Source organism: Kaistia sp. SLG-1, assembly GCF_059699055.1.
In genome coordinates this window covers 4654084-4679542 of sequence record NZ_AP048544.1, presented here as the reverse complement: position 1 = coordinate 4679542, position 25459 = coordinate 4654084, and the positions used below count along the sequence as shown (strand labels likewise).

The window sequence follows — 25459 nt, the reverse complement described above, 5'->3', positions numbered from 1 at the left end:
GGATGCGGTAAAGAAATTGAGGGTTGGAACGCCCGAGTCCTCGCGGGAGGCGATTAATTCGTCTAACGTATGGATAAAATCGGGGAGAAGGGATGCATCGCGGAACCAACCTGCCGGCCGTCGGCTCCTTCAATCAGTCGGTCATTCTGGAGCTGATCCGGCGCGCGCCGGAGGGCATCAGCCGCGCGGAGATCGCGGTGCGGACCGGCCTCGTGCCGCAAACCGTGTCGAACGCCGCCAAGCAGCTGCTGGCGCAGGGGCTCGTCATGGAGGCCGGCACGGTCATCCAGGGGCCGGGCAAGCCGCCGGTGCTTCTGCGCCTCGATCCGCAATCCCGCTTCGCCATCGGCGTGCATGTCGACCCCGGTTTCATCACCTATGTCCTGCTCGACCTGCGGGGACAGATTCTCGCGCGGTCGATGCATCGAACCCCCTCGGCCACGGACCCCAAGGCGGTGATCGCCGAGATCGCCGAGCAGGTGGACAGCCTCGCCAAGGCGGCGGGGATCGACCGGAACCGCATCCTCGGGATAGGGCTGGCAACGCCGGGGCCGGTCGATGCCGCGCGCGGCGTGATGGTCGACCCGCCCTTGATGCTCGGCTGGTGGAACGTGCCGATCCGGGATGCCGTGGCCGCGGCGACCGGGCTGGATGTCATGTTCGACAAGGAGGTCATCGCGGCGGCGGCGGCGGAGATCTGGTTCGGCGAGCCCAGCCGGCGCGACTTTGCCCTCGTCTATCTCAGTGCCGGCATCGGCACCGGCCTGGTGCTCGACGGCACCATCCGCCGCGGCGCCACCGGCAATGCGGGCGACGGCGGCCGGATCATCGTCAATGACAGTGGCGTGCCCGATGCTCCGAGCCAGCAGCTCGGCCACCTCGTCACGCCGGAATATCTGGTTCAGCAGGCCGTGCGCGAGGGGATCCTGCCGGCCGATGCCGATGTGGAAACCGGCTTCGAGCAACTGCTGACGGAGGCCGAGCAGGGCAGGCCCAGTGCGCTTGCTGTTCTCGAGCGGGCAGGGCGCAACCTGGCCTCGGCCGTGCTGACTTTGGTCAACATTCTGGACATTCCGGAAGTCGTCTTCGCCGGTCCCTATTGGCCGCGTCTCCGTCCGCTGGTCCTGCCGACCATCGCCTATGTCGTGCAGACGTCGCCGATCCGAAGCACGCGTCACGAAATCCGGTTCGGCCTGTCGCGGGTCGGCGTCGAGGTGGGCGCCGTCGGCGCCGCCTGCCTGGTTCTCGACACGGTGCTCTCCCCCCGTCCTTCCTCGCTGCTGATCACCGACCGGATCGCCTGACAAGACCGGCTTGACGGGTCTGTGCCGGCGATCTAGCTTGCCAAAAATAATTACTCCATCGTTTGGATATAATAGACCGAACCTGGCTCACCAAGGAGGATGACGTGAGACTAATTCGACTGCTTTCCGCCGCGGCGCTTGCCGTTGGCGCCGCCGCCATGCCCGCGCATGCGCAGGATGCCCCGCTCACCTTCATGACCTTCGAGACGCCGGCGCTGAACGCGACCTTCTGGGACGGCTCGATCGCGCGCGCGTCCGAAAAGGTCCCGGGCCTCACCGTCAAGAAGATCATCTCGCCCAGCGCCGACCGTAACGCCTATGCCAAGCAGCTGCAGGCGAGCGGGCAGTTCCCCGACATTCTTGCATCGATCAATCCCAAGGACTTCATCGAGGCGGAGCTGCTGCTGCCGTTCGACCCAAGCTGGCTGGAGGAAAACTTCATCCAGCCGGGCGGCAATACGATCGACGGCAAGGTCTACATTCCGCCGACCAACGCGCAGGTTATCCCGCTCGTCTATTACAACAAGGATGTCTTCGCGAAGCATGGCCTGCAGCCGCCCAAGACCTGGGCGGAGCTGGTCAACGTCGTGAAGACTTTGCGGGCCGGCGGCGTCACGCCGATGGAGCTCGCCGGCGCCGAGCCCTGGGCCGCCGGTATGCCGCTCGTGGCGCTCGCCAGCGCGGATGTGCTGGGCAAGGACCCGGACTGGATCCGCAAGCGCTTCGCCGGCGAGGTGAAGTTCTCCGATCCGCTGTTCGCCAAAGCGATGCAGAAGGCCGTCGATCTGGTCGGGATGGGCGCCTACGATCCGGGCGCGCTCAGCGTCGACTTCACCACGGCCAACAAGAACTTCCTCGATGGCAAGAGCGCCATGTACGCCCAGGGCAGCTGGCTCACCGGCTCGGGCTATATCAACGCCGAGAAGGCCGCCAATGTCGGCGTGTTCCCCTGGCCGACCGATGACGGCACGATCGTCATTCCGTTCAACGTCGGCGGAACGACGTCGGTCAGCGCGGGATCGAAGGCTCCCGACCAGGCGATCGCCTTCGCCAAGGCCTGGTCGCTCGATCCGAAGAACCTCGCGACCCTGATCGAGACCGACGGCGCCTTCCCGATGATGAAGAAGCTGTCGCTCGCCGATTTCGGCGTGAAGGTCAGCGGCCTGTTCGAGGAGGCCTACGGCCTTGCGACGGCCGACAGCACCAAGGTCTCGGCCTTCGGCTGGGTGAACAACGACAACGCCCTGGCGCCGGGCGTCAACGACCTGTTCTACGCGCTCTCCCAGTCGTTCTTCTCCGATACCGACGTCGCCGGCCAGCTGGCGCGCCTCGACGCCGATTGGGATGCCGCGACCGGCAAGTAAGCCAAGCGCAACGTCAATGCGGGTGTCGCGGCGTCGTCGCGGCACCCGGACGAACCGTCTCAAGAACAGAATCGACATGAACAGCAAGCTCGCCGTCTGGCGCCAATCCTTTGGCCTTGCCGCGATCGCCTGGGTTGCGATCGGACTCTACGCCACGTTCCTCCTTTACCCGGTCATCCAGAGCTTTCTGACGAGCTTCACCGATCGCAATCCCCTGCGCCGCGAGAGCTCCTATGTCGGCTTCGACAACTACATCGCGCTCTTCCACGACCAGCGGCTGCTGCGCAGTCTGATCTTCACGCTCATCGTCACGGTGTTCGTGGCCGTGGTCGCGAACGTGCTCGGCCTGATGATCGCCATGCTGCTCAATCGAGCCCGGGCGAGCTACCGGGTGATGCGCACGCTGATCTTCATCCCGCAGGTGCTCTCCGGCGTCATCGTCGCCTTCATCTGGCGGAGCATCCTGACCCAGAACGGGCTGCTCAACGTCACCCTGCAGAACCTGGGTCTGACCGATGGTCCGATATCGTGGATCGGGACGCCGACGCTTGCGACCTTCTCGATCTGCGTCGTGGTGAGCTGGGTCACGGTGGCCTTCACGACCGTGGTCTATACGGCCTCGCTGCAATCGGTGCCGCTGGAGCTCTATGAGGCCGCGCGCATCGACGGCGCCGGCGCGTTCGGCCGCTTCCGAAATGTCACCCTGCCGATGATCGCGCCGGGCATGACCATCTGCGTGACGCTCAGCCTGATCACGACGCTCAAGCTCTTCGACATCGTCGTCGTGCTGACCGGCGGCGGTCCGGCGAATTCGACCAAGTCGGTCGCCTACTACCTGATCGACGTGGCGTTCACCGGCAACCGCTTCGGCTATGCCAGTTCGATCGCCATGCTGCTGCTGGCCCTCACTGCCCTCATCTCATACGGCACGTCGGGAATTCTCCGCCGCCGGGAGGAACGCCTGTGAATACGATGCCGAACCGCGCCGCCGCGACGCTTGCCCCTCGGCCCTCGGCCTATCGCCGGATCCTTGCCAACCGGCGGGAGATCGCCGGCCGTGGCGGCCATCTCGCCATATCCTGGCTGGTCACCTTCGCCTTCGTGCTGCCGATCTACATCGCGCTCGCCAGCGCCTTCAAAAGCCAGGAACAGATCCTCGCCAACCCGCTGGCGCTGCCGGCGCCGTTCACCCTCGACAATCTGGTCACAGCGCTCTCCCGCAGCGACCGCATGGTGCAGGCGGGGCTGTTGAACTCAGCCTTCGTGACCGGTCTCACGCTGGTGATCCTGGTACCGTTCGCCGCCGCCCTCAGCTTCTGGATTTCGCTGCAGCGGACCCTGATCAAGGCGCCGCTGCTGGCGCTGTTCGCGATGGGACTGATGGTGCCGCCGCAGGTCGTGCTGCAGCCGATCGTGTCGCTCCTGCAGCAGATCGGCCTCGCCAACTCCTATCCGGGACTGATCCTCTCCAATATCGGCGGAGGCTACATGTCGTTCGCCGTGTTCGTCTATGTCGGCTTCCTGCGCACGGTGCCGCGCCAGCTCATCGAGGCGGCGCGCGTCGACGGCGCGAGCGATCTGCGCATCTGGTGGAGCATCGTCATGCCGCTGCTGCGCCCGGCCACCGCGACTGTCGCCATCTTCATCGGGCTCTGGGTGTGGAACGACTTCCTCAACCCGCTCTTCATCCTCGGTCCGCTGCAGGGCCAGACCATCACCACCGGCATCTATCAGGCGCTCGGCACCTATTCGACCGATTACGGCCAGGTCTTCGGCATTATGTTCCTCGCCGCCGTCATCCCGGTGGTGGGCTACCTGCTCGTGCAGAAGCAGTTCGTCGCCGGCCTTACCAGCGGAGCGGTCAAGTAAGGGCGCGGCCCGCGCCTCGCTCGAAAACGCTCCAGACGGTTCATCCCAATTTCCCGCGGCGCGCGCTCGGCCTGCGTCCGAGCCTCGTCGTGCCTATTTCCGTGCAGGACTCCGCATGAAACTCAAAGAAATCCTCGTCCTTCACCACAGCCATCTCGACGTCGGCTACACGCATAGCCAGCCGATCATCTGGGAGCTGCAGCGCGAATATATCGACCAGGCGCTGGACCTGCTCGACGAGACGGCGGATTGGCCGGCGCATCTGCAGCCGAAATGGACATGCGAGGTCACCTCGCCGGTGCTCAAATGGCTGGAGACGGCAAGCGCCGCCGACGAGGCGCGGTTCCGGCGGATGGTCGAGGGCGGGCGGCTCGCCATCGGCGCCATGCGCTATAACGTCACCGCGCTGAACGGCGCCGATCAGCTGGCGCGCCAGCTGGCGCCGGTAGCCCAGCTGCGCGAGCGCTTTGGCGCGCGCATCAATACGGCGCTCCAGCACGACGTGACGGGCGTGCCGTGGCCGCTCGCCGACCTGCTGCTGGACCATGGCGTCGATCTCCTGGTGATGGCCGTCAACCGTCATCTCGGCAATCATGTCGAGCCGCGCCCCGGCATCTTCCGCTGGCGGACCCCGTCCGGCCGGGAGCTCAGGGTGATGAACGGCAATCACTACACCATGTTCGACCAGGTCCTGCTGAGCTGGGAGCGGTCGCTCGATTCGATGGCGAGCGGTCTGGCGGACTATGTCGGCCATCTCGACCGCATCGGCTATCCGCACGACTTCCTCTACCTCACCACGACCGCCGCGCCGGAAATGTGGGACAACGCGCCGCCCAATCCGGCCGTCGCGGAGCTGATCCGCCGGTGGAACGAGGAAGGCCGCGAGCCGGCCATCCGCTATGTCACGACCGAGGATCTGGCCGAGCGCATCAAGGCCATCCCGGACGATCAGTTGCCGCTGCTCGACGGAGACTGGACCGACTACTGGAATTTCGGCTGCGCCAGCACGGCGACCCTCGTGCTCCGCTCCCGCGCGGCGAAGCGCGCGCTTGATGCCGCCGATCAGCTCGCCGGCGACAGCCGGTCGGTCGCCGTGACGCGTGCGGCGGAACGCGCGCGCGATCTGCTCGACCTGTTCGACGAGCACACCTGGACCTACTGGGACACGGCCGCCCAGGACGACAACGGCGTCATCCAGGATGCGCTGAAGGCAGCCCCCGCCGTGGAGGCCGGAGAACTCGCCAAATACGTGCTCACCCACGAGCTCGAGGCGACCGCCCGCAACCCGGCGCATTCGGAGAGCGCGCCGGACCATGTCGTCCTGTTCAATCCTTCGCCCCTCGCTCGCCGCGAATATGTCGAGATCCCGACGGCGTGGCGGAAGCCCGGCCCCCGCCTGCGGACGGAGCGCTTCAAGCCGGACGTGCAGGGCGAGGCGGATGTTTGCGGTCCGTTCGAGGTGCCGGCGCATGGCGTCGTGCGCCTGCCGCTCGCCGACCTCGTCGCGGCAAAAGACGACCTCCGTGTCTTCCACGAAGACCGCCGCTCGCCCGCGAGCTTCCGGGCCTTCAACAATGTTCGCCTGGAAATCGCGCGCACCGGGCATGCCGTCATCGAGTCGCCGAGCCACCGGCTCTCCTATGATCCCGACACCGGGCGGATCCTTGGCCTCTATGACAAGGAGCTCGACTGGGACGTCTGCCCGGCGAATGGCGACTACGATTTCTTCGACTTCGTGCGCGAGAGGCCCGACGCCTTGGTCGATGGCCGACGCGAGGCCTATTACGACCGCGACCTCGATCGCGAGAAGATCGACCAGTCCTGCTGGAAGCCCTGGCGGGCGATCCGCGAGCGGGCGACGCGGCTGCGCAGCTGCGCCGTCACGCGCACTCCGGGCAGCGTGACGCTCGAGCGTCTGTTCGACGCGCCGGGCACGAACGGGCTCCGGCAGCGGATCACCCTGCGTGCCGACACGCCGGTCGTCACGGTCGAGTGCGACGTCGACAAGCTGGCCTATGCCGATCCGGAGGCGATCTACTTCGCCCTGCCGCTCAATCTCGCCGCCGGCTGGCGCAGCCATTTCGACACCGCCGGCCTGCCCGTCGCGCTCGACGAGCAGCAGCTGCCCGGAGCGTGCCGCAACTGGTTCACGGCGGATACGTTCACGTCGATCCACACCGCGGATCGTGGTGCGTCGCTGTTCCTGCCCGATGCGCCGCTCGCCATGGCCGGCGGCTTCCATTTCGGTCCGCCGCTCGACGCGGTGCCGCGCGATGCCGACCCGCTGCTTTTGGCCTGGCCGATGAACAATTACTGGAACACCAATTATCCGCTGACACAGCCGGGCCTGCATCGGTTCCGCTACGGCCTGCTGACGCACGCCGCCTTCGATCCGGATCACATCCGCGCCGAGGCCGCCGCGTTCGCGAACCCGATCCTGGTCCATCCCGGACATTCGTGAGCGGCATCTAGCCGGGGGATCCTCGGCGAACACTTCATCGAAGGCAGGCGCCCGGCGCTCTGCCGGTCACGGGCAATCCCAATCAGCCCGTGCCCGGACAGGGCGCCGGGCGCGCGCGTTGAGGGTCACAAAGCGGTGCGATCGCTGCGTCGCGCCGACGTGTCTTGACGGTCTCGATTTTCCGATATACCGATATATCAGTATTGGGTGGCGTGCTGAACGCGCCCTTTCAGGGAGGATCTATCGGTCATGTCCAGGTTCCGTAACATGCGGGTTCTGGTGCTCGCTGGCGTTGCTTTGGCGATTGCCCATGCCGAGGCAGCAGCCCAACCCGTGACGCTCAATCTCTGGTCGGAGCTGTCGGCTCCGCCCGAGTCCGTCGTGCTCAACAAGGCGGTTGAGATGTTCAACGCCGCCAATCCCGACATCGTGGTCAAGCACACCGCGTTCGAGAACACGGCCTACGAAACCGCCTTGCGCACCGCCTTCGCCGGTGGCAAGCCGCCCGACATTGCCGAGGTCAATGCCGGCTCCAATGCGTTCCAGTATGCGAAGTCCGGCCAGCTGACGGACCTCAGCGATTTCGTGAAGCCGATCGAGGAAAAGCTGCGGCCGGGCCTGGAGACCATGTACCGGTACAACGGCAAGTCCTATGGCGTGCTGTGGGGCCTCAAGGTCGGCAACGTGCTCTACTACAATCCGGCCATGCTGGCGGAGCAGGGCATCGACCCGGCGTCGCTCGCCACCTGGGAAGGGTTCATGGAGGCGAGCCGGAAGTTCAAGGACGCCGGCATCACGCCGATCGCCTTCGGCGATCGCGACCAGTGGACCGGCAATCACTATTTCAATCACCTCCTGCACGGCCTTCTGACCAAGCAGGAATATGACGCGATCGGGCTGCAGACGCTCGATCCATCCATCGAGTCCCAGATGAAGTGGACCGACGACAAGCCGGTGCGCGCCTGGGAGCTCTACAAGGCGACGGCCGACGCGGGCTATTTCACGCCCGGCTATCTCTCCGACGACAATGACACCGCCGCCGGCCTGTTCTTCTCCGGTCGCGCGCCCTTCTACGCCACGGGCAGCTGGGGCGTCGGCATGGCCAAGGGCAACGGCGCCAAGAACGTCGCCCTGACGCTGTTCCCGCCGGTCTCCGGCAGCCCGGATCCGACGGCTGTCGTCACCAACTCGCTCTTGTTCACCATCCCGACCACGACCAAGGACGCCGAGGCCGCCAAGCGCTTCCTGACGTTCCTGACCAGCGAAGCGGTCCAGAAGCTCTATGTCGAGGAGAACTTCGACTTGAGCCCCTATGAGTACGACCATTCGGGCTGGGAGATGGACCCGCTGCTGCGCCAGATCGCCGGCCTGCTCGACAATGCGAAGAACGCCTCGCCCTTCCTCGACATGATCGAGGACGTCAAATGCGTGCAGGAAAACGTCAACGAGGCGAATGTCGCGGTGCTTACCGGCGACCTCAAGCCTGCCGAGGCGGGCGCGCTGCACCAGGAGTGTGTGGACGGACTGCGCGCCTCGCTCAAGCCATAAGCGAACGGGCAGTAAGCGATCCGGGGGCGGCCGAATGGCCGCCTCCTTCTCCCTCTTATACGCCGAGGAGACGTGCCGTGCGCCGCGCTGCAGGTCAGACCCATTTCCATATCTGGCTGCTCTTGCCGGCCTTCGTCTTCTACACCCTGTTCTGGATGCTGCCCGCGCTGATCGCCCTTTTGTCCAGCTTCACGCAGTGGAACGGCATCAGCTTCGACTCCATCCGCTGGGTCGGCCTCGCGAACTACATCCAGCTGTTCGACGACCGCTGGTTCTGGAACGCGCTGCGCAACAATCTACTCTTCGTCGCGGTGGTGCTCTGCTCGATCATCGTGCTCGGCATGATCTATGCGCTGATCCTCAACGCCAAGCCGCGCGGCCATTCGGTCTTCTCGACCATCTTCTTCATTCCCATCGTGCTTTCGAGCGTGGTGATCGGCCTCCTGTTCACGCAGATGCTGAGCCCGACCGTCGGCTTCGTCGGCCCGGCTCTCGCGGCCATGGGCGTGTCGGGGGTCGAGCAGTATCAGTGGCTCGGAAGCCGCGACACCGCGCTGCCGATGGTCATGCTCGTCTACATCTGGCGCGAGCTCGGCTTCGCGATCCTGCTGTTGCTGGCGGGCCTGCAGACGATCCCCAAGGACTATCTCGAGGCGGCCCGGATCGACGGCGCCACGCCCTGGAACATCACCCGCTACATCACGCTGCCCTTGATGCGGCCGGTGCTGACCGTGGTCATCGTGCTGGTCACGACGAATGCCTTCCTGCTCTTCGATCTCATCATCGTCATGACCAATGGCGGTCCGTTCCACGCCTCGGAGGTGCTGAGCGTCTACATGTACAGCCAGGCATTCCTGAAGGGTAATCCGGGCTATGGCACCGCCATCGCCATGATGCTCTTCGCCATCACCCTGTGCGTCAGCGTCGTCCAGCTCGTCCTGGGCGGCCGTGGCCGGAAGGGGGCCTGATCCATGTCCAAGTCGCTTCCGCTCTGGGTGCGCGTCGCCGCCTATTTGCTGCTTTTCGCGCTCTCCGCCTCGGTCGTCCTGCCGTTCCTCTGGATGGTCCTTACCGCGCTCAAGACGACGGCCGAGATCAACCAGTCGCCGTTCTCCTGGCCCGCCACGCCCAATCTCGGCGTCTTCGTCGATGCCTGGATCCAGGGCAACTTCACCCGGCTTTATCTGAACTCGCTGGGTATCACGATCGTCGCCGTCACCGGGCTGATCGCGCTGTGCAGCGCGGCGGGCTATGCGCTGGCGCATTACCGGTTCAAGGGCCGCGAGGCGCTGTTCCTCTACTTCCTGGCCGGGATGATGATCCCGCCCCAGGTCATCATGGTGCCGAGCTTCAAGCTCATGGCGAGCCTCGGCCTGATCAACACCTATGCCTCGGTGATCCTGACCTATTTCGCCTGGGTGCCCTTCGCCATCTTCTTCTTCCGGGCCTATTTCAGCGGCATTCCCAAGGAATTGGCCGAGGCGGCGCGGGTCGAGGGCGTGTCGGAGTGGAACATCTTCGTCCGCATCATGCTGCCGCTGGCAAAGCCCGCCATGGCCACCGTGGGCATTGTCTACTTCATCTGGATCTTCAACGACTTCATGTGGCCGCTGATCTATCTGAACGATCAGTCGCTGCGCACCGTCACCCTCGGCATGATGGCCTTCCAGGGCAGCCACGCGGCGCTGATGAACCTGAAGGTCGCCGCGCTCCTGATCGCCACGGGCCCGCCGCTCGTCATCTTCCTCGTGTTCCGCCGCCAGATTCAAAGTGGCCTGATCGAAGGCGCCCTCAAGGCGTGATCGGGCAGTTGCAAGGGCTCCCCATGTCTCAGACCCGCTCTCCCTTCCGCTGGAGCGCCGCCGCAGAGCAGCCGGATTTCGTCCGCCACGGCCATGCCGTGCCGGCCGCCGGCCTCGACGGCGCGACGTCGCTCCAGTTCGACGGCTTCTCGGCCTATGTCTCGGCCCCGGCGGCGGGCGTCCCGTCGGGCGCCTTCCATGTCTCGGCGAATGTCGCGCTGGCGGCCTATCCGTGGAACGTCTGCCCCATCCTCGACCTGCTGACGCTGGAGCGCGACGGCGGCGAATCCGGCTTCAGCGTCGGCATTGACGACCGCGGCCGGCCGCGCTTCACCCTCGTCACGGGCACGGGCCTGCACGTCGTCAATGGCGAGGCCGCGCTCGGGCTCTATCAGTGGCATCGCCTAGCCTTCGTCTACGAGCCCGAGACGGCGATTTCCATCTGGCTCGACGGTGTCGAAATCGGTCGCAGCCGCATTTCCGGCCGCTATCGTCCGTCGGAAGCGCCCGAGGCGCTGGTCGGCCGCACGCGGCACGAGATCATCCCGACCGGGCCGATCCGTCCCTATGCCCATTTCCCGATCACTCTCTATTTCGATGGCCTGATCGAGACGGTGAGCGTGGAAGACGGCGTTCCGGATCGGCTCGAGACCGTGCCGGGCGGCCCAGCGGATATCGCGCCCCGTCGCATGCCGGCCGGTCCGGCTGGCAAGGGGCGCTTCGGCGCCACTTATGAGCATCTCAAATACTACGACGGCTGGGACCGGCGCTGGCGCGTCGGCGACCATCCGGACGTTCTGGTGCGCTTCGACAAGGCGGACTATCGCGTCGTCTTCTGGCGCGGCACCAACTACATCCCCTGCTGGGTCAGCGGCGACGGCGTCTGGTACACGAACGAGTTCAACGAGACCTGGGGCAATGGCGCCACGGGTTGCGCCGAGCCGATGTCGGACCGGCACTGCGCCTATTCGCATGTCCGCATCCTCGAAAGCCACGATGCGCGCGTCGTCGTGCACTGGCGCTATGCGCTAGTCGACGTGCTTGATGTTCGCCCGCGCAAGGACCCGGTGAGCGGCTGGACCGATTTCTCCGACGAGGTCTACACGATCTACCCGGACGGCACGGCGATCCGGTCCGTCACGCTGCATTCGACCCAGCCGATGGAATCGCATGAATTCCAGGAATCGATCGTGGTTCTCGGCCCCGGCCAGCGCCCGGAGGACGTGCTCGACATCGAACCGGTGACCCTCGCCAACATGGCCGGCGAAGCCCATACCTATTCGTGGGAGAACGGGCGGCCGCGCCACCTGTCGGAGCCCGAGCGCGCCAACATCGCCGTGATCAACACGCGCTCGTCGCAGCGCCCCTACATGATCGTCTCGGACGAGCCGTGCCTGACGCGCGACGACGGTCCGCAGCCGGCGCCGCTCTTCCCGCCCTACTACCACGAGACGCTGAGCGACGGCCAAAAGTTCCCCTGGTGGAACCACTGGCCGACCGCCGATATCCCGTCCGACGGCCGCCGCGCCGTGGCGGCGGACCGCGCCTCGCATTCCTCGGTGCTGACCGGCTCGGAATGGGTCGACTACAAGGTGACGCCCACCTCGCGTCAGCGCATCATGCTGCACGGGCTCACCGGCGAGAGCGCCGGGAACCTCGTGCCGCTGGCGGCCGCCTGGCTCTCGCCGGCGCCGCTCACCGGCGCGGAAGGCGGCTTCGATCCGGCCGAGAAGGCCTATGTGCTGCCGGCGACGACGGATCTGTCCTTCGTCCTCTCCGCCAGCGAAAAGACGCCTGTCCTCAATCCGGCTTTCATTCTCGAAGGCTGGCAGGGCAATGGCGTCGATGTCGAGCTGGACGGCGTTGTCGTGCCGCAGGGCGATGGCCTGCGCATCGGCTGGCGTCATGCTGCGGAACGCAGCGATCTGATCGTCTGGATCGAGGCCTCGGCGACCCGTCCGGTCGCCGTCCGCTTCCGCTCCAGGCGCTGACGGGTCGGCGGCGCGGAATTCCTCCCACGTTGCCGCCGACCCCTTTTCTTGATGCTGGAGTATTGGTGGGTCGCGTTTTCCTGGCGCAAACCGGTGCCCACTTCGCTCGAAAACGCTCTACAGGGTAAAGCGCTCGAACTCGTCGAGCAGCGGCGCCGCCTGCGGCGCGAACAGTTCCGAGCGTTCCGCCATCAGGTGGCGAATGGTGAGAAACGCGCGGTCGAGATGCACCTTCATCGCCTGCGCGGCGGCATTCTCGTCGCCGGCCCGGATTGCGCCGACGATCCCTTCATGTTCGGCCAAAACGATGGTGAGGTGGTTCGGCTCCGGCATCTGGAGGCGGCGCACGCGATCGAGCTGCGCCTTCGCCCCGGTCACCAGCCGCCAGATGCGCGGCGAAGCGCCATGCTCGCAGATGAGCTGGTGCATGGCCTCGTCCTGCGCATAGAACTGGTCGTAGTCACGCTCGGCCGCCCAGGTCCGCTGCTGGTGCATGTTAAGGTCGAGCCGGGCCAGGAAGGCCTTGTCGGCGCGGCGGGCGGCGAAGCGGACGACCTTCATTTCCAGCGCGTCGCGGACCAGCTGGCCTTCCAGCACGTAGCGGAGATCGATCGGCGCCACGAAGGTGCCGGCGTTCGGCCTGACTTCGACGAGGTTTTCCGCATGCAGCTGCAGGATCGCCTCGCGCAGCGGCGTGCGCGAGATCTGCAACTCCTCGCAGATCTTCTTTTCGTTGATCACCATGCCGGGCGGCATGGCGAGCGAAACGATGGCCCCGCGGACCAGGTCATAGACCTGCGCCGTCTTGGGCAGGGACTGGTTGATATCCGACACCGAAAAGTGGGGCGCGGTATCCGCCGGAGCTTTGGCACCTAGGCGCGGTCTGGGCATTGTGAGTCCCGAAAAATCTCGCAGAAGTTGAAGGCGACACTAGTCACTTCGGCTTTGCTTTGGCCACATGGATATGCAATATACCGATATATCGGTTTTAGTGCAATGAGAGGGCTCCATGCGGCACGCCATCGCCACGGACGCGATCCACCGGATGCGTGCCGAGCCATGAAGCGCGCGGCTCTCGGGCGCACGGGCCTTTCCGTTTCCGCGCTGAGCTTCGGCGCGTCGGCGCTTGGCGGCGTGTTTCGCGACGTCGACGAGACAGAGGCGATCGCCACCGTGCACGCGGCGCTCGACGCCGGCATCAATTATTTCGACGTCGCCCCCGCCTATGGCGGCGGCCGTTCGGAAACGGTTCTGGGCCAAGCGCTGAAAGGCATCGACCGCTCTCGCTACGTGCTCTCCACCAAGGTCGGCAAATACACCGATCCAAACCAGTATGGCCGCGACACACTCGATTATTCCGCCGCGCGCATCACGCGCTCGCTGGAAGAGAGCGCCGAGCGGCTCGGCACCGACTATTTCGACATCCTCCACATCCACGACATCGAATATCAGGATCGCCAGCATACCGAATGGGCGCTGACCGAGGGGCTCGAGACGCTGCTGGCGTTGAAGCAGGCCGGGCGGATTGGCGCGGTCAGTTTCGGCATCTATCCGATGGATCTCTGGCATCGCATCTTCGCCGAGTTTCCGGTCGATGCAGCGCTCGTGCACAACCATTATTGCCTGAACGATACGCGCCTTCTCGAACTGCTGCCGCTCGCCCGCGAACGGGGCATCGGCGTTATCAACGCCTCGCCCTTCGCCTCCGGCCTTCTGACCGAGAGGGGCCCGGCCGACTGGCATGCCGCGTCGACGGCCGACCGCGCCCTTTTCGGCCGCGCGGCCGATTATTGCGCGGCGCGGGGCGTTTCGATCAGCCAGCTCGCCTTCCAGTTTGCGACCGGCAATCCCGATATTCCCACCACCATGTTCAGCACGGCCAGCCGCGCCTCGCTGCGGCGCTGCCTCGACTGGTACGGCACGGCGCCGGATCCGGAGCTGGTCGCCGCCGTGCAGGCGATCCTCGCGCCCGTCATGGGCAAGGACTGGGGCTGAGAGCGCTCCGCCATTCCGCCTTTGAACTGAAAAATCCCTTTTCGCCGAGAGGCATCATGGCCCTGCTGACCAATCCCATCCTGCCCGGCTTCAACCCCGACCCGTCGATCTGCCGGGTCGGCGACACCTATTACATCGCGACCTCGACCTTCGAATGGTATCCGGGCGTGCAGATCCATCAGTCGACGGATCTCGCCAACTGGACGCTGCTGACGCGGCCGCTGAACCGCGCCAGTCAGCTCGACATGCGCGGCAGCCCCGACAGCTGCGGCGTCTGGGCGCCGTGCCTCAGCCATGACGGCGAAAAGTTCTGGCTGGTCTATACCCATGTCCGGCGCAAGGACGGCTCGTTCAAGGACACGCACAACTACATCGTCACCGCCACCGACATCGCCGGTCCCTGGTCCGACCCCGTCTATGTCAATTCCTCCGGCTTCGACCCCTCGCTGTTCCATGACGACGACGGCCGCAAATGGTTCGTCAACATGCTGTGGGACCACCGCGCCCGGCCCAACATGTTCGCCGGCATCCGGCTGCAGGAATTCGATCCCGTCGCGGGCAGGCTGGTCGGGCCGCGCAAGACGATCTGGCACGGCACCGATCTCGGCCTCACCGAGGGGCCGCATCTCTACAAGCGCAACGGCTGGTGCTATCTGCTGACCGCCGAGGGCGGCACTGGCTATGACCACGCCGTCTCGCTGGCGCGCTCCCGCACGATCGACGGCCCCTACGAGACCCACCCACAGAAGCACATTTTCACTGCCAAGGATCATCCGCTGCATCCCCTGCAGCGCACCGGCCATGGCGACTGGGTCGAGACGCCGGACGGGCGGCACTACATCGTGCACCTCGCCGGCCGTCCGATCACCCAGAAGAAGCGCTGCGTGCTCGGCCGCGAAACCGCCATCCAGGAAGTGGAATGGCGCGACGACTGGCTCTGGCTCAAGGCGGGCGGTGTCGTGCCGCAACTCGTCGTCGACGTGCCGGGTCTGCGCGACGATGCCGGCCTCGACGCCGAGCGCGTCTATGACTTCAAATCCGGCCTGCCGGACGATTTCCAGTGGCTGCGCACGCCCGAGCCCGAGCGGATCTTTTCGACCGGCGAGACCGGCCTCCGCCTCATCGGCCGGGAGTCGATCGGCTCCTGGTTCGAGCAGGCGATGGTGGCGCGCCGCCAGACCCATTTCCGCTATGACGCCGAGACGATCGTCGAGATCGCGCCCAGCGACGAGCGCGTGATGGCGGGGCTGGTTGCTTACTATCAGCGCTACAATTTCTACTATCTCGCCGTCACGGCGGATGCCGAGGGCAATCGCGAGCTGCTGATCCTCAGCTCGGAGAGCTCCTTCCCAGATGGCAATCTCCGCTTTCCCGCCGCGCCGATTTCCCTGCCGGCCGAGGGCGCCGTCCGGCTCGCCCTTTCCATCCGGGAAGCGAAACTGCAGTTCTTCTACGGCCTCGGCGAAGCCGGCGACCTCGTGCCGGTCGGCCCCGTTCTCGATGCGTCGCTCCTTTCCGACGAGGGTGGCGCCTATGGCGTCGACGGCAGCTTCACCGGCGCCTTCGTCGGCATGGCCGCCAACGACCTCAACGGCACCGCCACGCCCGCGACGTTTGCATACTTCAGGTATAGGCCGGTCTGAGGGGAGGGGCGCTCTCGGGCCGGGGCGGGAACGATTCCGCCATGGCAATGGGATGTCACGCGATCGTCCGACGTTGGCAGGATGGTAAGGGAGGCTATGCTTCGATGTTGACATCGGTGCGTGGCCGGGTACCCCTCTGGGTCGCGTTTCGACGGTTTCACCCCCATAAGATGAGAGCCATGCTGAACAAGCACATCCTTTCGAAGGCAGCGCAGATCGCCGCGCTGATGGTCGCCGGCGCCGCCGCTCCCGCCTTTGCCGACAGCGCGGCGCCGGCGCCCGTCGTCACTGACGCTCATTTCACGATCGCGCCCGGCTATCTCAAGCCCGCCGACCTGCCGAACAGCCTCGACCTTCTGGGCCCGCCGCCGGCCGCCGGCAGCGCGGCGCTGGCGCGCGACGAGGAGGCCCGCCAGTCGACCGTTCCGCTGCGCGGTGGCGATCGCTGGAAGCAGGCGATCCTGGATGCCGATCTCGTCTTCCCGCAGCCGGCCGACAATTTCGCCTGCGCGCTGGGCGTTCCGATCGACGAAACCAACACGCCGCGTCTCTTCGGTCTGATGAAGAAGATGATGTCGGACGCCGGCCTGTCGACCTATGGCGTCAAGAACAAGTACAACCGCACCCGCCCGTTCGTCGTGCACAGCGAGGGCACTTGCACGCCGGATCAGGAAGCGATCCTGCATGATGACGGTTCCTACCCGTCCGGCCATACGGCGGCCGGCTTCGCCTGGGCGCTGGCGCTCTCGGAAATCGCGCCGGAGCGCGCCAACGAGCTGCTCGCGCGCGGCATCGCCTTCGGCCAGAGCCGCATCGTCTGCAACGCGCACTGGCAGAGCGATGTCGACGGCGGCCGCATCATGGGCGCTGCGACCGTCGCCCGCCTGCATGCCGACCCGGTCTTCGTCGAGGATCTCCGCGTCGCGCGCGAGGAAATCGCTGACGCCCGCGCCAAGGGGCTGACGCCGAAGCAGGATTGCGCGGCCGAGGCGAAGGCGCTCGCCACGCAGTAAAAGCGGGGATCGCCGTATCGACCAGGCTTGGGCTCGTCGAGCCCAAGCCTCCTTCCAGACGATGCCTAGGTGGCCGGGACCGCCACCGGCTTCTTCAGCCTGAGGCCGAGCACCAGCGGCACGCTCATCGCGTAGATGACGACGACCGACAGCCAGATCGCGCCCGGCCACTGCGCCCGCACCACGAAATAGAGGCTCGAGAAGACGAGCGGCGCCACGATCGAGGCGAGGCTGACCGAGGAGGCCAGCACGCCCTGGAACTGGCCCTGCCGGCTTTCGTCGACCTGCCGTGTCGCCAGCGATTGCAGCGCCGGCACGCCGATGCCCCCGAGCGCGAAGACCGGCATGATCGCGAACACCACCCAGCCCTCGGTCGCGAAGGCCAGCACCGTCAGCGCGACGCAGCTGCTGGCGACGCCGGTCAGGATGGCCCCGCGCTCGCCGAGCAGCTTCACCGCCGGCCCCGGCAGGAAGGCCTGGGCGAGCGCCTGGCAGATGCCGAACGCGCCGAGCGACATTCCGATCCAGAGGCCATTCCACTGGAAGGTCTCGTTGCCCCAGAGCGCCCAGCAGATGCCATAGGCCTCGCCGGTGGCGCTCAGGATGAAGAAGATGAAGATGATCGGCAGCAGGCTCTTCATCGAAAACACCCAGCGGAGCGGCTGCAGCGGGTTGAGGGCGGCGAGGTCGATCTTCTCGCGCGTCGGGGTGCGGGATTCCGGCAGGACGAAAAAGGCCAGCAGCAGGTTGCAGCCGTTCAGCACGGCGGCGGCGATGAAGGGCAGCCGCAGCCAGTAATCGCCAAGCGCGCCGCCGAGCACGGGGCCGATGATGAAGCCGATGCCGAACATCGCGTTGAGCAGGCCGAAGCGCCTGGCGCGCTGGTTCTCCGGCGTGATGTCGGTGATGTAGGCGGTCGCGACCGAGACGTTGGCGCTGGTCAGCCCGGCAATGGCGCGCCCGAGCAGCAGCATCCAGAGGCTGGGCGCGAAGGCCAGGAACAGATAGTTGATCGCCGCGCCGGCGAGCGAGATCAGCAGAACGGGCCGCCGGCCGAGCCGGTCGCTCAGCGAGCCGAGTACGGGCGCGAAGATGAACTGCATGGTGGCGTAGAGCGCGGTCAGAATGCCGATATAGGGCGCGACGTTGCCGGCATGGGTGACGTCCTGCAGCAGCGAAGGCAGGATCGGAAAGATGAGGCCGATGCCGACGGCATCGAGGACGATGGCGGTGAAGATGACGACGAGGGGCTTGTTCATGCGGGGCTCCGGTCTGTTCGAGCCCGCGAGCGCCGCTCGGGGGGAGGGCGCGGCTCGCACAACCATGACGGAAATTATCCAGACTGAGTATCAATCTGTACTCAGTACATAAAATGTGCTACGGACGAGACCATGTCAATGCCATCCGACCTCCGCTCCCGGAAGCGCCTCGCCACGCGGCAGGGCATCTCCAACGCCGCCACGCGCCTCTTCCACGAGCGCGGCTTCGATCATGTGACGGTGGACGAGATCGCGGCCGCCGCCGATGTCGGCCGGATGACGGTATTCAATCACTTCCCCCGCAAGGAGGACATGTTTTTCGATCGTGACGAGGAGGGGCGCGAGAGGCTGCGCGAAGCGCTCCGGCAGCGCGAACCCGGCGTCGCACCGATCGAGACGCTGCGGCGGCTCGCGCATCGGCTGGTCGCGGAACGGAGCCCCTATGCCGAATTCTCGGCCCGGAGCCAGGGCTTCATCGAGACGATCGAGGCCAGCGAAACCCTCAAGGCGCGGGCGCGGGCGATCCGGGACGAACTCGCGCAGCTGGTGGCGGTCGCGCTGGCCGAATCCGTGGGGCGGGAAGCGGACGATCCCGACGCCCGCCTCGCGGCCGCGCTGCTGCTGGCGACATGGAGTGTGGCCTTCCGTGAGGGGCATCGGACGTTTCGGCGGGGCCGCGACACGGCGGCGGCGGAAGCCGCTTTTCTCGCCGTCGTCGAGAGGGGGACCCTCGGCCTCAAGGCCGCGATGGCCGGCACGCCCTACGTCTGAGCGATCCAAGCGGGCTCGGGGATGGGCGAGGCATGGCGGCGCCGGCGCTCCCATCGCCGATGGCCTCATATCTCTATTTACGAAACGTTTAGGTTAATTTTACCAATCCAAAACTGCCTATTTTGAAATGAGAAAATAAAGCTAAAAGTTTAGATAACACGTCCCATGGCGTGCCTAATATTCATAGACGGTCATGGATTTTTCAAATGAATACTATAGTTATTTCCGGTCAGGCCTATTCGCCTCCGGCGCGGGTGTCCGAATATAGTTCGGCCGCGAAGCTAGGCTCGCGGGCGGTCGGTCCCGATGTTCTGCGGTCGATGGCGATCCTGCTCGTCATGCTCGTCCACCTTCCTCTGGATGCGACGCCGTTCGGGCTGGTGAATATTCGCAATTACGGCTGGCTCGGCGTCGACATCTTCTTCGTGCTCAGCGGCTACCTGATCGGGACGCAGCTGTTCAAGGAGATCGCGCGGACGGGAACGGTCGGGCTGAAGTCCTTCTATCTCCGTCGCGCCTTCCGGATCTTTCCCGCCTTCTTCGTCGTTCTCGCTCTCTATGCGCTCGTTCCCGTGCTTCGGGACGCGCCGACGATGCAGCCTGTCTGGCGGTTCGCCAGCTTCACCGTCAATCTTGGATTCGATCCCCGCCAGGGCAACGCATTCTCGCAGGCCTGGACGCTCAGCGTCGAGGAGCAGTTCTATCTGGTGCTGCCGATGCTGGTGCTCCTCCTGCACCGTCGCATCGGCGTGTCCTGGGCGCTCTTCCTCGCCGTCGCGATCGCCGCCGCAGGGATCCTGGTTCGCTACGCCATCTGGGAAAACCAGGTCGGCAGCCTGATCGACGCCAACCAGCTCCGGGACGCCTTCGCGGTCTATCTCCGGGAGGTCTACTACCCGACCTATACCCGTCTGGACGGCCTTCTGTTCGGCGTCGTTCTTGCCGCCGCCCGGTTCTTCAAGCCCGAACTCTACAGCCGCTACCTGCAACCGCGCGTCGCGCTGCCGCTGGGACTGGCGCTCGTCGTCGCCGCGCTGTTCCTGTTTTCCCTGCGGGGGCCGCTGGCGGGAACGAACCTGTTCCTCGTGTTCCAGGCGCAGCTTGGCGCCGTCGCCGGCTTCCCGCTCATTTCCATCGGCATCGCCCTCATCCTCGGCGCCATGCTGGATCTCGAGCACGTGCTTGGTCGCTGGCCGGTGCCGGGGATGACGATCGTCGCCACGCTCTCCTACAGCCTGTACCTGACGCACAAGTCGGTCTTCCACCTCGATCGGTTGATCTTCGGTCAGGAGAACCTGCAGGGAGAATTCGGCTTCGCGGTCTATCTCGCCACCAGCCTTGCCGTGGCGGCGGTGCTGTGGTTCTGCGTGGAACGGACCTTTCTCGTCCTCCGCGACCGGGTCCTCGTTCCCAAGCCCTGACGGGGCTGCCGGCCGGCCGGCGCTTCGCCTCGGCGCGCGGCCTTACGTGCGCTCCTCCATCCAGGCATTGAGGAGCGTATAGGCGACGCCCAGCACCGTCGGGCCGATGAAGATGCCGAGCATGCCGAAGGCGATGAGCCCGCCGATGACGCCGGCTAGGATCAGCAGGACTGGCAGATCGGCGCCCCGCCGAATGAGGGCGGGCCGGATGAGCTGGTCCATGGTCGCGGCGATGATGGTGAAGACGACCAGTACCGTCGCCCAGAAGGCGTCGCCTGAATAATACATCCAGGCTACCGCCGGCACCATGACGAGGGCGGGGCCGAGCTGGATCAGGCATAAAAGGAAGATGATCGCCGTCAGCACCGAGGCGAACGGGATGCCGACCACCGCCAGCCCGATGCCGGCGAGCGCGCTCTGGGCAACAGCGGTTACCACCACGCCGAGGGCGACGCTGCGGATGGCCTGGGCGGCGAGGCGCACCGCCATCTCGCCGCGATCGCCGGCCAGGCGTCGGCCGAAGCGGATCATCGTCGCGGCCGCCTTCTCGCCGCTGAGATAGAGGATCGCTGCGATCAGCGTCGTCAGCAGGAAATGCACGAACATTGAGCCGAGGCTGCCGGCGGTGGCGGCGATCCATTGTGTGATGGCGCCGGTATAGGGCGCGAGCTGCGGCGCGAGCGACTCGACCTTTCCGGCCGATAGGCGGGTCCAGATTTCGGTGGCGCGGGCGCCGATCAGCGGAAAATCGGCGAGCCCGGCCGGCGGCGGCGGCAGGTGCAGCGACAGGACGGTCTGGATCATGCGGCCGATTTCGTCGGTGTTGGCGGCGACGGCGCTGATGGCGAGCCAGAACGGCACGATCAGGATCAGCAGCAGCACCAGCGTGAGGATCAGCGCGGCCAGGCCGCGGCGGTTGCCGGTATGGCGCTGCACCCACAGCATCAGCGGCCAGGAGGCGACGACCAGCGTGGTGGCCCAGATGATCGCCGGCAGAAAGGGCAGCAGGATCCAGATGCTGGTGGCGAGGATGGCGCCGATGAACAGAACCGCCAGCGTGATGCGTGTGAGATCCAGTCGCTCGCCGATCATGGCTTCCCGTCCTCGATGTGCCGCGCGTCCTCAGGCCGGGCCGCCCCGATCGATCCGCCGCGCCCTTGCCGGCGGCGCGGCGGCTTATTGTCAGCCTCGGTCGTCGCTCCGCGCGCGGAGCGACGGGGGTCAGTGTCCCCCGCTGAAGACGAGCGTCTGCACCGGGAGGAGGATCGCCTGCAGCCGCAGGATCATGGCGTGCACCAGGCCGACCGCGTCGACGACGTGGAGGAAGAGCCAGCGCCCCGTGCCGATGTCCTTCGCCGCGAGCGCGTCGTGGTTGTTGGTGTAGGCGTTGGCGATGCAGCTGCCGCCGGGCGGAACGCCGTCCAACTCTCCGGTGTAGAGCGGCTCCAGATAGACGGTGATGGAGCCGGGCTGGCCGAGCTTCTGCACGTCGATCAGGAGATCCGTCGGCCGGAACTGGCCGGCCGCGATGACGTCCTGGACCTGGGTGACCACCATGGGGAGGATGGTGAAGGGTTTGCCGACGCAGGTCGCCTCGGCGATCATGCCGACCTTCATCACCTGCGACTCGATCTGGCCGAAGCCGGCGATGAGCGCGCCGCGGCCCGCCTCGGCCGGGACGAGAATGCCGGCCGGCCGCAGCAGCGGATTGACGACGTCGCCCGGCCGCAGCGTGAACTGCTGCAGCGAGCCGGCGACGCCGGCTCGCACCAGCGTCTTGTCGAGCTCGACCTGCGCCTGCGCGAGGGCCGCCTCGGTGCTGGCCCTCTGGGCCGGCAGAAGCGTGGAGAGCTTGGTCTGGAGGGTCTGTTTGTTGGAGACCGCCGCATCGACCGCGCCCTTCCGGCCGTCGGCGGCGACCTGCAGGCGCTCGATCTCGCGCACGGCGACGACGTTCGCATTGCGCCGCATGAGCTCCTGCTTGGTCTCCAGCTCGTCCAGCGCCTGCAGATAGGAGCCTTCCGCCTGCTTGATGACGCCGTCGGCGGCCGCCAGTTCGGTCTGCGCCACCGCGGTCTCGGCATCGATCTCGGCGATGCGGCGCCGGGCCGTCTCGACGGCGGCCTCCTGCTGCGAATTGTCGAGCTGGAACAGCGGCTGACCGGCCTCGACCTTTTCGTTGACCCCGACGAACACCTTGGCGACGCGGCCGCCGCTTTCGGGCAGGATCGAAACCGTCCGGAAGATGGCGGTGACGTTCTTCGTCGACGGGTGAAAGTAGAAGATCAGCGTGATCAGGGAGATCGTCAGCACCAGGCAGGCGGTGATGCCCCAGCGCAGTTCGTACCAGACCGTATAGAGGTTGATCTCGCGACCGATCCGCTTGCCCTGGACATAGCGGCGAAAGAGATAGTCGGGAAGGATCGTGAGCATCGAGCAGAGCATCAACTCAAGCATCGCTCAGTGTCCTTCTTTCGGCGCATGGCTGCCGGTTGCCGGTCTTTTCCCGTGGGGCTCCTTCGATCCTGAAGGGTGATCGGGCGGTTCGGGCGCTCCGGTGTCCGCCGCAATGGCCGGGAGGGCATCCGGCGGCAGGGGGCCTTCGATCGCGGCCAGTTCCTCGGCGCGGCCGTCGCGTCGTCCGGAGAGCTTCTCCAGCGATGCGGCGATCGACGCCATCGGGGTGGAGAAGTCCGGAATCTGGATCACGGCCAGCAACAGGCCGGCGATCCAGAAGAGGTGGTTGTGGGTGGCGAGCGAGATCAGCGCCAGGATGGCGACGATCTCCATCTGCACGCGATTGGCGCGATGCGCCATGCGCTCCGGGACGGCATGCAGCTGGAAGTACAGATTGCCGACGACGAGCACGACCACCAGCACGAAGCCGACCATGACGTTGAAGAGGACGTCCGTCTGCCCCGGCGCGGTGATGAAGAACGGAAGATGCTCGATCGCGACCGGATGAAGCTTGTCGTCCATTGAGATAACCCCTTGAGGCCCGTCTCTAGCGGGAAGCCTACTCGCTTCCGTCGAGGAATGGCAGAGAGATCGAGAGGCGCGCAACAGCGTCCCTCGTCTCCAAGCCTTTGACTACCTTGCGTTGAATTCGCTCAAAGACGGATCGACTTTCCGGCTGCGTGCGGACCTCAAGGGAAGGTGCGGCTACTTCTTCTTGCCCTTCTTCTCCCGCTTCACCTCCGGCTTGGCCGCAGGCTTCGCTTCGGCCTTGGCCGCCGGCTTGGCCTCCGATTTGACCGCCGACTTGGCTGTTGCCTTGGCCTCCGATTTGGCTGCGGGCTTGGCCGTCGCCTTGGCCGCGGATTTGGCCGCCGGCTTCACCAGGGGCACCGTCTTCTGCGTTTGCGCGGCATACCGGTCGACATAGCCGCGTCCGACGGCGCGGACCGCCCGGCCGATGTCGTCGTAGACATCGTCGGCGAGGTTGGCGAAGGAGACGCGCACGCTCCAGTTCGGCGCCTCGAACCCGCCGCCGTTGAGCAGCACAATCGAATGGTCCTCGGCCAGGCGATAGACGAGATCGAGCGGATGCACGTTCTCCTTCAGCCAGGCGACCATGTCCTCGCCGACATAGCGGCGCAGCCAGAATTCGAAATCGATCGTGCCGTAATAGCCGGCAAAGCTCGGATTGGGCTGCAGGTCGAGCGGCAGGCCCTCCAGCAGGCTGTCGACGCGCCGGTTGCAGATCTCCATGCAGGCCTTCTGATAGATCTTCTCGCTGTCCATCAGCTCGCTCATCGAGAACATCGTCATCATCACCTGCTGCGGCAGCGACAGGCCGGCGGTGTGATTGAGGGCGACGTCGCGGCTGTCGGCGACGATGCGGTCGATCATCTTGAGCTTGCGCGGCTCCAGCGTGATCGAGCTGTAGCGATGGTCGAGCGCCGTCAGTTCCTTGGCCGGGAGCTTGCCGATCAGCTTGTCGAGGATGTTGTCCTCGTGCAGCGCGATGACGCCGAGGCGCCAGCCCGTGCAGCCGAAATATTTCGAATAGGAATAGACGCCGATCGTGTTGTGCGGCAGTTCGGCCATCAGCGAGCGGAAGCCGTTGACGAAGGTGCCGTAGACGTCGTCGGTGAGCAGGATCAGGTCCGGCCGCTTCGTCTTCACGAAGTTGACGAGCTTGTCGAGCGTGGTGGCGTCGATCGCCATCGAGGTCGGGTTGCCGGGATTGACCACGAAGAAGGCCTTGATCTTCGGGTCTTCGAGCTTCTGGATCTCCTCGTCGGAATACTGGAACCGGTGTTCCTGCGTCGCCTTGATGTGGACGGCGTGGAACGCATAGTCCTCGAGCTCGGCGATCTCGATATAGGGCGTGAAGATCGGCGTGCCGATCGCGATGGTGTCGCCCTTCTTCAGGATGCGGTTCGCCATCAGCGACTTGAAGATGTAGCACATCGCCGCCGTGCCGCCCTCGACCGCGTAGAGGTCGAACTTGCCGGCCGGCGGCTTGTCGCCGCAAAGCGCCCACATCAGGTAGCGGTGCGCGACCTGCTCGGCATGGACGAGCATCCGGTCGGGGACGGGATAATTGTCGCCGATGATCGAGTCGGTGAGTTCGAAGACGAAGGCGTCGGCGTCGAAGCCCAGCACCGTCACGCCGTGCTGGACCATGTGCGACAGGAAGGATGCGCCGGGCATGTCGGCGTGTTTTTCCAGCCAGGCTTCCAGTCGCCCGGCGATGCCGCGCATCTGCGGCATGCCGGCGAGCCCCGCCTTCGGATCATCCATCGAGCGGCGGCACTCGGTCAGCGCGAACTGGCCGAACAGGAAGAAGCCCTCGCGCGGCGCGGTCGCCACCCAGTTGGGATTGCCGCGGCCGGCGTTGAGCAGGGCATGCGCGGATTTCTGCGCGCTCTGCTTGGCGAGTTTGAGCAGGCCGTCCTTGATCTCGAACGGGCTCATCTTCTCGTATTCGCGATAGTCGATCGCTGCCATGATGTCCTCCCAGAATGCCGCGCCGGGCGTGATCGCCCGCTTTGCGTCGTGTTCTCAGCTGT

20 protein-coding genes are annotated in these 25459 nt (G+C 65.8%); 14 read left to right on the top strand and 6 right to left on the bottom strand.

Translation table 11 applies throughout. From position 1 onward, the window contains the following. Positions 1 to 92: 92 nt before the first annotated feature. The 9 genes from AC6HZP_RS21720 (at position 93) to AC6HZP_RS21680 (ending at position 12339) form a co-directional block, all read left to right on the top strand. Positions 93 to 1304 (top strand): ROK family transcriptional regulator, encoded by a 1212-nt coding sequence (locus tag AC6HZP_RS21720; RefSeq protein WP_497524500.1) that lies wholly within the window; start codon positions 93 to 95, stop codon positions 1302 to 1304. 104 nt (positions 1305 to 1408) lie between these two features. Further along, complete coding sequence (locus AC6HZP_RS21715) at positions 1409 to 2668, top strand: ABC transporter substrate-binding protein (protein WP_497524499.1); 1260 nt, start codon at positions 1409 to 1411, stop codon at positions 2666 to 2668. A 76-nt stretch (positions 2669 to 2744) separates the two neighbouring features. Continuing rightward, the gene (locus AC6HZP_RS21710; RefSeq protein ID WP_201400992.1) at positions 2745 to 3635 is read left to right on the top strand and encodes a carbohydrate ABC transporter permease; all 891 of its coding nucleotides are present in this window, start codon (positions 2745 to 2747) and stop codon (positions 3633 to 3635) included. A 5-nt stretch (positions 3636 to 3640) separates the two neighbouring features. After that, complete coding sequence (locus AC6HZP_RS21705; RefSeq protein WP_497526839.1) at positions 3641 to 4537, top strand: carbohydrate ABC transporter permease; 897 nt, start codon at positions 3641 to 3643, stop codon at positions 4535 to 4537. Between the two features lie 115 nt (positions 4538 to 4652). Then, complete coding sequence (locus tag AC6HZP_RS21700) at positions 4653 to 6998, top strand: glycoside hydrolase family 38 N-terminal domain-containing protein (protein WP_497524498.1); 2346 nt, start codon at positions 4653 to 4655, stop codon at positions 6996 to 6998. A gap of 249 nt (positions 6999 to 7247) precedes the next feature. Further along, on the top strand, positions 7248 to 8546 hold the full coding sequence (locus AC6HZP_RS21695; RefSeq protein WP_497524497.1) for an ABC transporter substrate-binding protein: 1299 nt from the start codon (positions 7248 to 7250) through the stop codon (positions 8544 to 8546). A gap of 77 nt (positions 8547 to 8623) precedes the next feature. Then, positions 8624 to 9514 carry a carbohydrate ABC transporter permease gene (locus AC6HZP_RS21690; protein ID WP_497524496.1) on the top strand — a complete coding sequence of 297 codons (891 nt, stop codon included), beginning with the start codon at positions 8624 to 8626 and terminating at the stop codon, positions 9512 to 9514. A 3-nt stretch (positions 9515 to 9517) separates the two neighbouring features. Next, on the top strand, positions 9518 to 10348 hold the full coding sequence (locus AC6HZP_RS21685) for a carbohydrate ABC transporter permease (protein ID WP_497524495.1): 831 nt from the start codon (positions 9518 to 9520) through the stop codon (positions 10346 to 10348). 23 nt (positions 10349 to 10371) lie between these two features. Next, on the top strand, positions 10372 to 12339 hold the full coding sequence (locus AC6HZP_RS21680) for a LamG-like jellyroll fold domain-containing protein (RefSeq protein ID WP_497524494.1): 1968 nt from the start codon (positions 10372 to 10374) through the stop codon (positions 12337 to 12339). A gap of 117 nt (positions 12340 to 12456) precedes the next feature. Here AC6HZP_RS21680 and AC6HZP_RS21675 read toward each other — a convergent pair whose 3' ends face one another. Beyond that, positions 12457 to 13173 (bottom strand): GntR family transcriptional regulator, encoded by a 717-nt coding sequence (locus tag AC6HZP_RS21675; RefSeq protein ID WP_497524493.1) that lies wholly within the window; start codon positions 13171 to 13173, stop codon positions 12457 to 12459. A gap of 225 nt (positions 13174 to 13398) precedes the next feature. Here AC6HZP_RS21675 and AC6HZP_RS21670 point away from each other — a divergent pair, with 225 nt between their 5' ends. From AC6HZP_RS21670 to AC6HZP_RS21660, 3 genes are all read left to right on the top strand, one after another. Next, positions 13399 to 14334 (top strand): aldo/keto reductase, encoded by a 936-nt coding sequence (locus tag AC6HZP_RS21670; RefSeq protein WP_497524492.1) that lies wholly within the window; start codon positions 13399 to 13401, stop codon positions 14332 to 14334. 62 nt (positions 14335 to 14396) lie between these two features. Continuing rightward, positions 14397 to 15977 carry a glycoside hydrolase family 43 protein gene (locus AC6HZP_RS21665; protein WP_497526838.1) on the top strand — a complete coding sequence of 527 codons (1581 nt, stop codon included), beginning with the start codon at positions 14397 to 14399 and terminating at the stop codon, positions 15975 to 15977. A gap of 179 nt (positions 15978 to 16156) precedes the next feature. Then, positions 16157 to 16990: an acid phosphatase gene (locus AC6HZP_RS21660; RefSeq protein ID WP_497524491.1), complete on the top strand. Its 834-nt coding sequence runs from the start codon at positions 16157 to 16159 to the stop codon at positions 16988 to 16990. Positions 16991 to 17055: 65 nt separating this feature from the next. Here AC6HZP_RS21660 and AC6HZP_RS21655 read toward each other — a convergent pair whose 3' ends face one another. Next, positions 17056 to 18249, bottom strand: coding sequence for a TCR/Tet family MFS transporter (locus tag AC6HZP_RS21655; RefSeq protein ID WP_497524490.1), 1194 nt, complete (start codon positions 18247 to 18249; stop codon positions 17056 to 17058). A gap of 132 nt (positions 18250 to 18381) precedes the next feature. Here AC6HZP_RS21655 and AC6HZP_RS21650 point away from each other — a divergent pair, with 132 nt between their 5' ends. Continuing rightward, positions 18382 to 19020, top strand: coding sequence for a TetR/AcrR family transcriptional regulator (locus tag AC6HZP_RS21650; RefSeq protein WP_497524489.1), 639 nt, complete (start codon positions 18382 to 18384; stop codon positions 19018 to 19020). 206 nt (positions 19021 to 19226) lie between these two features. Next, positions 19227 to 20441 carry an acyltransferase family protein gene (locus tag AC6HZP_RS21645; RefSeq protein WP_497524488.1) on the top strand — a complete coding sequence of 405 codons (1215 nt, stop codon included), beginning with the start codon at positions 19227 to 19229 and terminating at the stop codon, positions 20439 to 20441. Between the two features lie 42 nt (positions 20442 to 20483). Here the strand turns inward: AC6HZP_RS21645 and ydiK are convergent, their stop codons facing one another. The 4 genes from ydiK to AC6HZP_RS21625 form a co-directional block, all read right to left on the bottom strand. Beyond that, positions 20484 to 21533, bottom strand: a complete 1050-nt coding sequence (gene ydiK / locus AC6HZP_RS21640; RefSeq protein WP_201400980.1) for an AI-2E family transporter YdiK — start codon at positions 21531 to 21533, stop codon at positions 20484 to 20486. 129 nt (positions 21534 to 21662) lie between these two features. Next, positions 21663 to 22898: an HlyD family secretion protein gene (locus AC6HZP_RS21635; RefSeq protein ID WP_497524487.1), complete on the bottom strand. Its 1236-nt coding sequence runs from the start codon at positions 22896 to 22898 to the stop codon at positions 21663 to 21665. 3 nt (positions 22899 to 22901) lie between these two features. Further along, positions 22902 to 23420: a hypothetical protein gene (locus tag AC6HZP_RS21630; protein WP_497524486.1), complete on the bottom strand. Its 519-nt coding sequence runs from the start codon at positions 23418 to 23420 to the stop codon at positions 22902 to 22904. Positions 23421 to 23603: 183 nt separating this feature from the next. Then, a complete protein-coding gene (locus AC6HZP_RS21625) occupies positions 23604 to 25397 on the bottom strand; it encodes a bifunctional aspartate transaminase/aspartate 4-decarboxylase (RefSeq protein ID WP_497524485.1) in 1794 nt (597 codons plus the stop codon). Positions 25398 to 25459 lie beyond the last annotated feature (62 nt).

What these genes read in the sequence shown, in the direction of transcription:
- AC6HZP_RS21670 (WP_497524492.1), top strand. Translation starts at nt 13,399, where the DNA reads ATGAAGCGCGCGGCTCTCGGGCGCACGGGCCTTTCCGTTTCCGCGCTG.
- AC6HZP_RS21625 (WP_497524485.1), bottom strand. Translation starts at nt 25,397, where the DNA reads ATGGCAGCGATCGACTATCGCGAATACGAGAAGATGAGCCCGTTCGAG.
- AC6HZP_RS21710 (WP_201400992.1), top strand. Translation starts at nt 2,745, where the DNA reads ATGAACAGCAAGCTCGCCGTCTGGCGCCAATCCTTTGGCCTTGCCGCG.
- AC6HZP_RS21700 (WP_497524498.1), top strand. Translation starts at nt 4,653, where the DNA reads ATGAAACTCAAAGAAATCCTCGTCCTTCACCACAGCCATCTCGACGTC.
- AC6HZP_RS21650 (WP_497524489.1), top strand. Translation starts at nt 18,382, where the DNA reads ATGTCAATGCCATCCGACCTCCGCTCCCGGAAGCGCCTCGCCACGCGG.
- AC6HZP_RS21645 (WP_497524488.1), top strand. Translation starts at nt 19,227, where the DNA reads ATGAATACTATAGTTATTTCCGGTCAGGCCTATTCGCCTCCGGCGCGG.
- AC6HZP_RS21720 (WP_497524500.1), top strand. Translation starts at nt 93, where the DNA reads ATGCATCGCGGAACCAACCTGCCGGCCGTCGGCTCCTTCAATCAGTCG.
- AC6HZP_RS21635 (WP_497524487.1), bottom strand. Translation starts at nt 22,898, where the DNA reads ATGCTTGAGTTGATGCTCTGCTCGATGCTCACGATCCTTCCCGACTAT.
- AC6HZP_RS21630 (WP_497524486.1), bottom strand. Translation starts at nt 23,420, where the DNA reads ATGGACGACAAGCTTCATCCGGTCGCGATCGAGCATCTTCCGTTCTTC.
- AC6HZP_RS21655 (WP_497524490.1), bottom strand. Translation starts at nt 18,249, where the DNA reads ATGAACAAGCCCCTCGTCGTCATCTTCACCGCCATCGTCCTCGATGCC.
- AC6HZP_RS21685 (WP_497524495.1), top strand. Translation starts at nt 9,518, where the DNA reads ATGTCCAAGTCGCTTCCGCTCTGGGTGCGCGTCGCCGCCTATTTGCTG.
- AC6HZP_RS21695 (WP_497524497.1), top strand. Translation starts at nt 7,248, where the DNA reads ATGTCCAGGTTCCGTAACATGCGGGTTCTGGTGCTCGCTGGCGTTGCT.
- AC6HZP_RS21705 (WP_497526839.1), top strand. Translation starts at nt 3,641, where the DNA reads ATGCCGAACCGCGCCGCCGCGACGCTTGCCCCTCGGCCCTCGGCCTAT.
- AC6HZP_RS21660 (WP_497524491.1), top strand. Translation starts at nt 16,157, where the DNA reads ATGCTGAACAAGCACATCCTTTCGAAGGCAGCGCAGATCGCCGCGCTG.
- ydiK (WP_201400980.1), bottom strand. Translation starts at nt 21,533, where the DNA reads ATGATCGGCGAGCGACTGGATCTCACACGCATCACGCTGGCGGTTCTG.
- AC6HZP_RS21680 (WP_497524494.1), top strand. Translation starts at nt 10,372, where the DNA reads ATGTCTCAGACCCGCTCTCCCTTCCGCTGGAGCGCCGCCGCAGAGCAG.